This window comes from Legionella qingyii (assembly GCF_003184185.1).
On the sequence record NZ_QHJG01000007.1, the window covers coordinates 95653 to 107686 of the forward strand.

The window sequence follows — 12034 nt, forward strand, 5'->3', positions numbered from 1 at the left end:
CACCCAGGCTATAGAACGTTATTTATTGTAAAATAAATTTTATAGAAGATACGATTCCTTTATCCGATTGAATGAGCTGTACGCACTCTCCACGCATGGCTTGTAATACTTGTTGCAATCTAAGAAATTGCTCGCTGAGTTGTGTGTATAGATCCGCCGTATGTTTTCCTTCTAACTCACCAATAGTCAAATAAGCGGCTTGTCCCATTTCAGAAAAATACTCAAGACTGACGTGTCGCTTTTTTGCCATTCCCGGAAATAGTCCGCAACAGAGTAAGCTTTTATCTCCTATATCGCGTAGTAATTCCATTTGCAGGGTTTTCGGCCTATGTATGGACTCAAGAAAATCGAGTGCGATAATGGATTCGATGAGTTTAGGTCCCTGAGAAAAACGCATTAATAAAAATACCAGATAACTTTCAGTATTTTCAGTGAGCATAAGCTGTGTCGCAGCTTGAGCTTCATTAACCAATGCATGCCATTGGCTAATGTCAGTGGGATGTAAAATTAGTTGTTTCATAATTACTCCCTATTTTTTTACCCCTCTCTTTTATTTTAGCAGTTAAAAAATAATTGGTAGGCTAGAAAACGAGTTATTGAGCAGTACTTTGTACACCATGTTTCAAATCACCAGACAGCAAATTCAATTTGCTATACCATAGTAATACCCACTAAGTTTAATACGGCGTTACAAGTTCACTCGGTTTCAGTCATGTACAATTAGGTACACTCCTTCGCCTCGTTCACTTGCACCCTGTCTAAAACATAGTGGGTAATGCTATAAAATATGAGAAGCAGATAGGTTTTAGCTGCTTAATGATGTATAATGTCAAATCTATGAACAAATACTCTGCTTTTTCCTTCAAAGGTTATTTATGATTGATCAGATTCGCAATATTGCCATTATCGCCCACGTTGACCACGGTAAAACCACGTTAGTAGATAAATTACTGCAACAAACCGGTACATTAAATGAGAGAGCGCCCAAAGTTGAGCGCGTGATGGATTCCAATGCTTTAGAAAAAGAGCGAGGAATTACCATTCTTGCCAAAAATACTTGTGTGTATTGGAAAAATCATCAAATTAATATTGTTGATACCCCAGGACATGCTGATTTTGGTGGGGAAGTCGAGCGTATTTTATCGATGGTTGATAGTGTATTGTTGCTGGTGGACGCAGTTGACGGGCCTATGCCACAAACACGTTTTGTGACGCAAAAAGCGTTTGCTCGCGGATTAAATCCTATTGTGGTGATTAATAAAATCGATCGCCCTGGGGCACGGCCTCATTGGGTTATGGATCAAGTATTCGATCTTTTTGATAACTTGGGCGCAACCGATGCGCAATTGGATTTCCCTGTTGTTTATGCATCTGCATTAAACGGTTATGCCAAGTTAAATTTGGAAGATGAAGCGACCGATATGAGCGCTTTATTACAGACCATTATCGATAAAGTTGAAGCACCTAAAGTGGATGCGGAAGGCCCTTTCCAAATGCAAATCAGTTCTTTAGATTATTCATCTTATGTAGGGACTATTGGTATCGGCCGTATCACTCGTGGACAAATTAAAGCAAAATCCGCAGTGAAGATTATTGATAAAGATGGCAATATTCGTTCAGGCAGATTATTGCAATTATTAGGCTTTAAAGGACTGGATCGCGTTGAAGTTGAAGAGGCCGGTGCAGGTAATATTATCGCGATTACCGGTATTGATGGCATTAAAATTTCCGATACGATTTGTGATCCCAATATGGTTGAAGGTTTGCCAGTTCTTTCGGTTGATGAGCCAACAATTAGCATGACCTTCCAGGTGAATGATTCACCTTTTGCAGGCCAGGAAGGAAAATTCGTGACCTCGAGAAGAATTCGTGAACGTTTAGAAACAGAATTATTACATAACGTGGCTTTACGGGTTGACGACTGCGACGATCCTGACAAGTTTCGCGTGTCTGGTCGTGGTGAATTACACTTATCCATTCTTATTGAGACGATGCGTCGTGAAGGTTATGAATTAGCGATTAGTAAACCTGAAGTGATTATTCGTGAAGTAGATGGTGAGCAACAAGAACCTTATGAACATCTGACTGTCGATGTGGAAGAAAATCATCAAGGTTCCATTATGGAAAAATTGGGTGAGCGTCGTGGTGAATTACAAAATATGGTTCCAGATGGCAAAGGAAGAGTGCGTCTTGACTATATGATTCCTACCCGCGGCCTGATTGGATTTCACAATGAATTCTTGTCATCTACCTCAGGTACCGGTTTAATGTATCATGTCTATGATCATTATGGTCCGGCAATTAAAGGACGCATAGGAAAGCGAGCTAACGGGGTGCTGATTGCCAATTGTCAAGGAATGGCTCGCGGTTTTGCTTTATTTAACTTGCAAGACCGAGGTAGATTATTTGTTGAGCCGCAAACCGTGTGTTATGAAGGGATGATCGTTGGGATTCATGCTCGCGATAATGATTTAGTTGTGAATGTGACTAAAGAAAAGCAATTAACTAATATGCGCGCTTCGGGTACAGACGAAAACATTATATTAACTCCTGCTGTCAAGTTAACGTTGGAGCAGGCATTAGAATTTATTGATGATGATGAATTAGTTGAAGTAACTCCTGATTCGATTCGAATAAGAAAAAAATCATTGAAAGAACATGAACGAAAAAAAGCATCAAGAACAGCAAGCATTGAAGAATAAAGTTAAATTTAAACGAATTGTCTTGTATGCACGCCAGCACCGAGCCAATCAAGGGGTAAACGAAAGTTTATACCGTTTGATTGACTTTCTGGAACAGCAAGAAGTGCAAGTTTATCAAGATATTGATACAGCTTCAGGCTTTGATGCGAACATTCCCATATTGGCCAGAGACGATATGGGTAAAAAAAATGATTTGATCATCGTTGTTGGTGGTGATGGAAGTTTGCTTTCAGCTGCCCGGATGGCGATTAAAGTGGATACACCGGTAATTGGAATTAACCGCGGGCGGCTGGGGTTCCTTACCGATATTTTGCCTCATGAACTGGAAAAGCAACTGGGTGCTGTTCTTAGAGGTGATTATGAAGAAGAAAAGCGCTTTCTTTTACATACTCGAATTTATGATGAAAATCATATTTATTTTGAGGGAGATGCGCTTAATGATGTAGTATTGGGGCGCGGAAAAGAAACACATCTCATTGAGTTTTCCGTGCATGTCAATAAGCAACTGGTGAGTCATTATCGCTCTGACGGTATGATTTTATCGACACCCACCGGCTCTACTGCCTATGCTTTATCCGCAGGGGGGCCAATCATGCATCCACAATTGAATGCGATTGTTCTTGTACCTATGTTTTCTCATAGCTTGAGCTCACGTCCATTGGTGATCGACGGTGAAGCTAAAATTGAACTGCATATCAGTAAGTTTAATGAAGCTGATTTGCGAGTGAGTTGTGATGGACATGAATCAAGAATGGTCAAACCCGGACAAAAAGTTGCTATTCAAAAAAATGGCCATCAATTACGGCTGTTGCATCCTCTTGATTATCATTATTATGATACATTACGATCAAAACTTGGTTGGGAATCTAAACATCAGGGATAGGATAGAACATGCTCACCACTTTGTGCATTGAACAGTTTGCGATTGTACAACACCTAGAGTTGGATTTTACTCAAGGGATGACTGCTTTTACTGGTGAAACGGGGGCAGGCAAGTCAATCATGATCGATGCTTTAATGTTGGCTTTAGGTGATCGGGCAGATGCTTCAGTTATCCGGCCTGGCCAGGAAAAATGTGATATCACTGCTGGATTTTTTGTGGGACAAGGATCGGAGCCTGCGCAATGGCTTGCAGAACATGATATTGCTTGCGATGACGGTGAAATTTATTTGCGACGGGTGATTTATGCCGAAGGTCGCTCCAAATCCTATATTAATGGCCAACCATTCCCGTTACAAAAAGTAAAAGAACTCAGCGAAAAACTGGTCCATATTCACGGACAGCATCAACATCAAACACTGATGCAGCATGCAACGCATCGTCAACAATTGGATCAATATGGCAAAAACCAGGCGTTACTTGAAGAGGTTGCGCAACTCTACAAACAATGTCATAAAATTCATCAAGAGATAGAAACATTGCAAAGCCAGGAGCAACAGGCAGATAAAATTGCATTATTGCAGTTTCAAATTGATGAGTTATCTGCGTTGAATCTGCATGAAAATGAAATTGAAACTTTATATCAAGAACATCAAATGTTGCATCATGCAAAAGATTATTTGCAAAAAAGTCAGCAGATCCATGGATTATTAAATTCTGAAGATGAGCCCAATATTTGTACCAGTTTAAACCAGATTTTGCACTTATTGAGTCAATTACCGCAGGAGCAAGCTCAGATCAAAAATACTGCGGAGTTGATCAATGGGGCACTGATTCAATGCGAAGAAGCAATTGATGAAATGCAACAATTCGCCGAACGTGTTTATTTGGATCCAGAACGATTGCATGAAATTGAAACACGTATGAGTGTCATACACCAGCTTGCGCGTAAATATCATATTGATAGCAGCCAACTCCATGAGCATGGACGAAACTTGCAAAACGAACTAGACCATCTGCAAGACAGCGAAAGCAGACTAGCGCAATTAAAAGCTCAGCATTGCCAATTGGTTGCAACTTATGAAACAGCCGCATTTAAATTAAGAGAGATACGACAAGCACAGGCAAAAAAACTGGCAAAAGAAATCACAGCCAGTATACAAAAGCTTGGCATGCCTAAGGGACGGGTGGAGATAGAACTATCTCCCTTAGAAAAAATGCAACCCCATGGAATGGATAAAGTGGAATATAAGGTGTGCACCAATCCGGGTATGGAGCTTGATTCTCTAAGTAAAGTGGCATCAGGTGGTGAGCTTTCGCGAATTAGCTTGTCCATTCAAATGATTACTGCTCAGCAAGGTACAACGCCTACCTTATTGTTCGATGAGGTGGATGTAGGTATTGGTGGCGCGACAGCTGCTCTTGTGGGGCAAATGCTTCGTAAATTAGGTGAGCGGTTGCAAGTATTTTGTGTGACACACCAACCTCAGGTTGCTGCTGCAGCGCATAACCATTTCATGGTTGAAAAGCGAAGTGATAATAAAGAGACGTTTACCCATATCTCCCTACTGCAATCTACTGAAAAAATCGATGAAATTGCACGCATGTTGGGAGGATTGAAAATTACAGAACAAACTCGTTCTCATGCCAAAGAACTGTTGCTGCAAAGTAATTAGAGGGTGTTAAATTTCCTAATTTGTTAAAGCTTCGTATCCTGAATGAAGGCGTAAGCCATAACCCGGGAAATCTTTATTAGGAAAAATCAGATTTCGCTTTCTGAGGTATCGTTACTCTTTTTTGAATGGTTTAAGAGTCATTAATGAGCAAATTGCTCATGTATCGTGTCATTCCCGCGCAGGCGAGAATCTATCCATCAAGCTTGTTCATGACTTTGTTTGCGAGATGGATTTTCGCCAGCGCGGAAATGACATCAATTTAGAGTAGAATGAATTATTAATGTTGGCATTGAATATTAAAAACTCTAGCCTTTAAAAGGTGACCATACTACAGGGTTCCCTTCAACAGGACTACAATCGCAAGTTGACGCCCAGTGAACCTGGGCTAATATATTTCCAGATTTCGCGCTGTTTTATCTCTTTATTAAGTTTTTAATGCCTCAGCAAGTGAAATAAAGTGATAGCCATGTTCTTCAAACATGTGTAGCAAATCATCTAAAAAATAACCATTCAGTAAATTAGCATGGATGAGTAAAATTTGCTTTCCAGGGGTATCTTTTTCGGCAGTTAATGTGCGCTGCCAAACATATTCAAGATAGCGTTGTTTAAAATCAGTTAATGATGCATTTGGATTTTGCTTCATGAACGTTAATAATTTCGAGTTAAACTCGAAATCTCTGCTATCAATGGTCACTGGGGCAATAATGTAATTATTTTTACGTAAATAGTCACGAACAATACTTTTTTTCCAAAATCTTCCTTCGGAAAGATAGGGATAACGAAAATATTTTGGCTGTGACATAAATGGTGCAAGCACTGTTTCTGCCTTACTCAGATCGTTGATGTATTCTTCATAAGAAACACGTTTTAATCTCAGATGAGAATAACTATGGTTTCCTAATTCAAATCCATTTTGTTTAAATACCTGAAATTGCTTGATGGTTTCATTGTTAATTCGATTGCCAATGATAAAACCTATTGCCGGAACTTGATGTTTTACAAGGCTATTAACGATTTTTTCAAACGCTTCATCAGACGTACTAATAAGAGGTAAGTCATCAATGGTAATTGCAATATTCCGTTGTTCTGCATGACAGATACCAACCAATAGAAAAAAGAAAGCAAAAGCAAGGTACCGAATTTTTTTCAAAATATCACTCCAAACATGGTGTTGGTAACATGGTATTGTTCGTTGTTAAATTCTAATTTGATTACAGGGTTGCCTATGTTTGCATAGAAATGTGATAGTTCCAATAGCTAATATGAGATCTGGTGAGCAACCCTATCTATGGTAGAGAGGGCGCTTGCGCAGTATGGTTCCTCATGAATCAACTAATTATTAGATTGCATTAACCCGTTCAGGTAGTGCTTCAATGAATTCTTGTGTTGTAGTTTTTTCATCTTTCCGCAGAGCAAATAGTCGAGGTTGATTATAAATAGGATTATCTTTTTCTTCTGTAAGCACTGCATATATTGCAGAATTATCAGAAAGGGTTGCACGAACTTTATTTTTTAATTGTTCTAGTTGGTCTTTTTTATCATCTGCTACTGTAGTGTTAACCCGGACGGAGTCCAAATGCTTTCGCTCATATTTTTCAATGAGCGACAAAGTATGCTCAACTTTCCATTCTTTTGATGGCTGTTTTGCATCTTTTGCCAATGAAACATTAATCTCCTCTGGAATTCCTAATTGCTTATTCCATGCTTGAGAAAAACTGAGCATCTTCGGTTGAGACTTTTGCACTGCATCGTGCGAAGCTGAGTTCATTTTGCTTGCCAAGTAATCCCAACCGGCAGCAAGAAAATATAAAGGGGAGGCTATAAATTTAAGAAGTTGAGTCGGAATGTCGGTGCCTTGTTCGTGACCTGCTTCAGAGCCCAGACGTTCTTCCAATAATGTTTTCTGTTTATGATTATTAGAACCAATAAAATAGTGGGCGTCTTCAAAACCTTCACTAATAATTGCTACTAATGCAGATATTATTTGAGGGATCCCAGGCATACGATCTGAGGTTAGCGCAACACTCACTAAATGGCCCAAAAAAAGTAAAATACGTAATGGTGCAACCGTTAATTTTAATATAATGCGAAATGGGTTAATCATCTGCAGCCAATTCTCAGTATCCCATACATGGGTGAGCCCCTCGGAAATTGTCTTGTATGCGCGTTGAAATATATTCCCAGTATTACTATCTGTGGCCTCATACACCATTTCCAGTGATTCGGAAGAGTTTTGTATATTAAAAAATATAGCGGACAAGCCAGTGATGATGGGATTAATAAGGCCCATAACGAAACTTGGAATTTTTTTCATCCATTCAAATAAAGGGCGGGCACTGGTTGCTACAGTCCACCAGGTACCCGCAGTACAAACTGTAAGCGCAATAGCTAAACTAACTAAAAATATGGCTATGGAAGCTATAAGCACGTTACGGGCAGTTAAGCCCTGACTCAAATCATTGCTTAGTTTGGTGTACCATTTTTTTATGGTGTCATTGTTGATGAGATCGGTAATCGTATTATACGTCAACATACCATAAGCTGCCCCTGCAATTACCGCCATAGGAACAACGAAAATTGGCCATAAAGCAAAGGGAATAGCGGCTATTAACGGAATCACGCTAAAGGCTTCAACAATGAGATAGGTGCTACCAAGCCCCATAAACGTTGCCGCAAGCAGGCTAAAACCTTTAACAAAATTAAAAGTGGACTTGCGTTGTTCTAATCGCTCTTGCCATTGATTTTGACCATGATTTTTAAGCCAATCTCTTAAGCGTTGCGTATAATGTGATAGTTTTTCCGATTCTTTTGTCTTCGCCGCAAATAATTGTAAAGCGAACCATTTTTCCATATCCGACAATGCTTTTTCTATTTGTTTTTTGCGTTTTCTGCTCTCTTTATCAAGTGGTTTGTTATTGAACTCACTGAGCAGTTTGAGTTGGATTTCATAATCTTTGAAGAACTGAGGACACTCTTCAGAGTTTGTATTTTCCGGGAAATTTTCAAGCAGATACTCTTTAGCTAAATGATTCTCTAGATAATTACTTTTAAATAATTTTTTGAAGGATCCTTTTAGATTTTGTAAATAAACTTCACCTTCATAGGCTACCGAGAGGCCAAAAGCAGCAAATGCTAAATATAAGGCGGGATATAAGGCATACATCCCACTAAAACTTAAAAAACCAAGAATTAAACTAGCGCCTACAGTAAGGGATGCCAGAGCAAGGTAATGAGGAATTTTTTTGAATCGTTTTTTTGTTACTGCCATTTATTTGCTCAATTAATGGATTGGGGTTCAACTGTATCCCAAATGAAAATGATTATCAATAGCGTTAAGTTTAAAAAAAAGACATGTGGTTATTTTTTTAGTGAAGAAAACTTAAATTAAACAGTGGATTCAACTGCCGAATTTAGGTAAAGTGATTTTCGCGATGTAAATATATTTAAAATTTAATTTAACTTAGGAGTAGAAATGCGTTTGAATCAATGGATGACCTATATTGCAGTGGGCTCAGTGTTGGCCAGTGCTAATGTTTTGGCAGCAAATGCCCCTGTTCATGAGCAGTTACAAGTACCTCAATGTCTTGCAGCAAAAATTGCTACTCCTTATGAAGTTTTAGCAGAAAATAAACAATTTAAAATTATTGATATCGCTGCGGCCGATGTAGATGCCCTGACTCATTTGGCAGATGAGACAAATTGTGGTCGTTTTGTGAATGTAAGCCACCATATTATCGGTTCGTTACTGGAAGCAAAAAAACAATCGGCGCAAAGAGTTCTGCAGAAAAAAACAATTAAACCAGTACAATCACAAAGCACGGTTTATGAGATTAAGCACCAGGATGAAGTCAATGCAGCATTGCAGGATGTGACTCCAGCAAATATTTGGAATACTTTGACAAAACTTACTTCATTCCATAACCGCTCCGCCACCAAAGATACAGGCGTCGATGCCGCAAGATGGCTAAAAAAGACTTTTGACGATATGGCTCAAGCAAGCGGTCGCACTGATACAGCAACATTTTTCGTGAAAACAGGCACTTATTATAAGCAACCCTCATTAGTAACGGTTATTGGTAAAGACATCAATGCACCAGGTATCGTAATTGGAGCGCATATGGATACATTGGATGGTCGTATGCCAGGCGCTGGAGATGATGGCAGTGGTTCTGCATCGATTATGGAAATGGCTCGGATTTTGTTGTCCTCTAAAACCACGTTTAAGCGCCCAATCTATATTATTTGGTATGCAGCTGAAGAACGAGGCTTAGTAGGATCTCAATATGTAGTTGAGCATTTTATGGATAATTCAATTCCAGTAAAAGCCGCCATTCAGTTCGATATGACTGGATATCGAGTGGATGCCAACGATCCAACGATGTGGGTCTTTACTGATTATACCAATGAGAATTTAAGTAATTTCGTCGCAGAATTAATCAGCGCTTATGTTCAGGTTCCAGTTGCTTATTCAGAGTGTGGCTATGGTTGTAGCGACCATGCTTCATGGGATGAAGTAGGTATTCCAGCTGCATTCCCATGTGAGTCTAATTTTGAAGATCACAACCCGTACATTCATAGTTCTCAAGATACTATGGATAGATTAAGTCTTGATCATATGACTAATTTCTCTAAATTGGCGTTGGCTTTTGCTATTGAAATGGCATCTGAGTAATTTTTAAATGCCTCTATAAAAATTTATGGAGGCATTATTTTTCATACTGTAAATAGAGGTAATCATGTTGTATCGCGCTGTACTAAGTAAAGTAGGGCTTTCTTTCGGCATATTTTTTTGTTTGATCCTAAGCTGTATGACGTCTACAGCCAATGCTGGAAATATGTTACTTCCTCCTTGGTACACATTACAAACCCGATTAAGCGCTGCGTTAAATGCGGATCCTTGTGTTCATGTCGCTAATTTAACGGGTGAAGGGCGTGATATGGAAATTAAAATTACGGTGTGTAATGAAGATAAAGCTCAGGCATTAGCTTCTTTTGTTAATCGAATTCATGAGTTTGGAGAGCAATTAGTAGTGACGGTTAAAGTTTATTCGTCTGATTCAATTCCTGTTGAAGCAAGTGCTTCAAGCAGTATTAAGGAGTCTGTTGAATTACTTACTCGAGCACTGAAAGGTAATGAATATTTTATAAAAGCAGGAATAGGAATAAGAGGGCATGTTGAATCAGCTTATGCAGTCTTTAAGCCTCAGATTATCCAATATTATTCAGATGATGTTAGTGATTGGTTTCTTAATAGTAATGAAATTGCAGCAAAATTGTTTAGCGACATTTTCAATTTAAATCCTTTTGCTGAAGATGCAATTAAAATATATGCATCTACTGCGATTATTGAAAAATAATGAATCGAAGAATCATTTTATCACTATTTTTGTCTTTAATCGTTTTGCCTCTTTGCGCTGAAAAAGTCGATCAAAAAAAAGACAAAATATCATTCTTTAATAAATTAATAATAAAATTGTGATAGACTATAGAAAATACAGCCAGTTAATTATTTACCCATCTCGCGTTATATATTCGGAACGATCTTATGCCCTTTGTTAAGCCAAAATGTACAATTGGATTATTACTCAGTGCTGCACATCTTGCGTATCGCGTGGTGGGAAAAGACAATGATTTGCGAGATGAGAAGCGTGATGCTTATGTCACTACAGAGCAGTTAGAATGTGATATTGATAAGTCAGGATATCGAATAACTAAGAAAACAAATGCTGATGTAATAAATTCAAATGGATTAACGGCCGTTCGTCTTGAACCAAACGATAATAAATCACCTATTATCATTTCTTTTAGGGGGACAGATTCTATTAGAGATGTGTTTTCTGATATCAATGTACTTTTAACGGGAACAGTAGAAAGAAAATTACAGAAAAAAGCTTTTTCTTTTTTAAAGAAACAAAAAAAGATTTTCCCGGTAGAGAAATAATATTAGTAGGACATTCTCTAGGAGGACACTTAGCTCAACATGTAGGAGCTATAGCTTATGCCGAAGATCCAAACTTGATAACATCAAGAAGCGTACATGTTCGAACGTTTAATACGGCACCTATCGATTCACCTCATGGACGATGGTTGAGTAGTAAACACCCTTCTATTTTGAGTCAATTTTGTAATTATAGACTGGACAAAGACGTAGTCAGCCAAACACCGGTTCAACAATATTATGGAAACACCTTTTCTTTTTGTACCGAAAAAGGTAGATTTGAAGCCCATCCTTTGAGGGCGATGAGAACTGTTCTTCCTGAGTCGGTAAAAAATTTAGAAATAGGGGGAAGCAGTGAAGTGCAAAGGGACTTGAATACCCTAAAAGAAGCAGTTATAGGAATAAAAGAAGCCTATGCAGCCCATATAAGGGGACAATGGTTTTCTAAGCTTCGAATGGGTAGTGAAAATAAAAAAATTATAGATGAGGCATTAGACCAGGTTACAAAGGAATTAAATAAAAATCCGCCCGATTTGGAAACAGCAAAGGTTCTTCTAAAACTTTCTAAGCTTGGTACACATGGATCAACATCGCGCAATTGCCTGAATTGTTTAATAAACGATGTTGATTATGTTCAAAATGAATTTGAGAAACTGCCTAAATGCTCACAAGAGCAATGTGAGGGCGTCCAAGCTAGAGAAGAGTCATGCTCCCCCCGTTTGATGTAAGCTACTATTGATTTATATCTTCCAATTAAACATTGTATGCACATCGCCATTCTTTCGGATGACATTGTGTACAAGTTTTGCGAGAACACCAAAAAAGAACACTTAATTTT

The 12034-nt window shown here is 38.6% G+C and carries 10 protein-coding genes; 7 read left to right on the forward strand and 3 right to left on the reverse strand.

The window, feature by feature from the left end; translation table 11 throughout:
* Positions 1–22: 22 nt before the first annotated feature.
* Positions 23–520, reverse strand: a complete 498-nt coding sequence (locus DGG96_RS05730; RefSeq protein WP_110141998.1) for a hypothetical protein — start codon at positions 518–520, stop codon at positions 23–25.
* Positions 521–875: 355 nt separating this feature from the next.
* Between DGG96_RS05730 and typA the strand changes: the two genes are divergently transcribed.
* Genes typA through recN form a run of 3 tightly spaced genes read left to right on the forward strand, consistent with a single transcriptional unit; the run spans position 876 to position 5258 of the window.
* The gene (gene typA / locus DGG96_RS05735; RefSeq protein ID WP_110141999.1) at positions 876–2702 is read left to right on the forward strand and encodes a translational GTPase TypA; all 1827 of its coding nucleotides are present in this window, start codon (positions 876–878) and stop codon (positions 2700–2702) included.
* On the forward strand, positions 2659–3585 hold the full coding sequence (locus tag DGG96_RS05740) for an NAD(+) kinase (RefSeq protein WP_110142000.1): 927 nt from the start codon (positions 2659–2661) through the stop codon (positions 3583–3585). Before typA ends, DGG96_RS05740 begins: the two co-directional genes overlap by 44 nt.
* Positions 3586–3593: 8 nt before the next feature.
* A complete protein-coding gene (gene recN, locus DGG96_RS05745) occupies positions 3594–5258 on the forward strand; it encodes a DNA repair protein RecN (protein WP_110142001.1) in 1665 nt (554 codons plus the stop codon).
* Positions 5259–5682: 424 nt separating this feature from the next.
* Here the strand turns inward: recN and DGG96_RS05750 are convergent, their stop codons facing one another.
* Positions 5683–6408 carry a polysaccharide deacetylase family protein gene (locus tag DGG96_RS05750; RefSeq protein WP_110142002.1) on the reverse strand — a complete coding sequence of 242 codons (726 nt, stop codon included), beginning with the start codon at positions 6406–6408 and terminating at the stop codon, positions 5683–5685.
* A gap of 189 nt (positions 6409–6597) precedes the next feature.
* The gene (locus DGG96_RS05755; RefSeq protein ID WP_110142003.1) at positions 6598–8526 is read right to left on the reverse strand and encodes a hypothetical protein; all 1929 of its coding nucleotides are present in this window, start codon (positions 8524–8526) and stop codon (positions 6598–6600) included.
* 204 nt (positions 8527–8730) lie between these two features.
* Here DGG96_RS05755 and lapA point away from each other — a divergent pair, with 204 nt between their 5' ends.
* The 4 genes from lapA to DGG96_RS05775 all read left to right on the forward strand — a co-directional run bounded on the left by lapA (position 8731) and on the right by DGG96_RS05775 (position 11924).
* Entirely contained in the window at positions 8731–9930 is a 1200-nt protein-coding gene (lapA, locus tag DGG96_RS05760; RefSeq protein WP_110142004.1) for an aminopeptidase LapA, read from the forward strand.
* Positions 9931–9994: 64 nt separating this feature from the next.
* Positions 9995–10615: a group-specific protein gene (locus DGG96_RS05765; RefSeq protein WP_110142005.1), complete on the forward strand. Its 621-nt coding sequence runs from the start codon at positions 9995–9997 to the stop codon at positions 10613–10615.
* Between the two features lie 188 nt (positions 10616–10803).
* Positions 10804–11199: an alpha/beta hydrolase family protein gene (locus tag DGG96_RS05770; protein ID WP_110142006.1), complete on the forward strand. Its 396-nt coding sequence runs from the start codon at positions 10804–10806 to the stop codon at positions 11197–11199.
* A complete protein-coding gene (locus DGG96_RS05775; protein ID WP_233590522.1) occupies positions 11199–11924 on the forward strand; it encodes a hypothetical protein in 726 nt (241 codons plus the stop codon). The genes DGG96_RS05770 and DGG96_RS05775 overlap by 1 nt, the downstream gene beginning before the upstream one ends.
* Positions 11925–12034 lie beyond the last annotated feature (110 nt).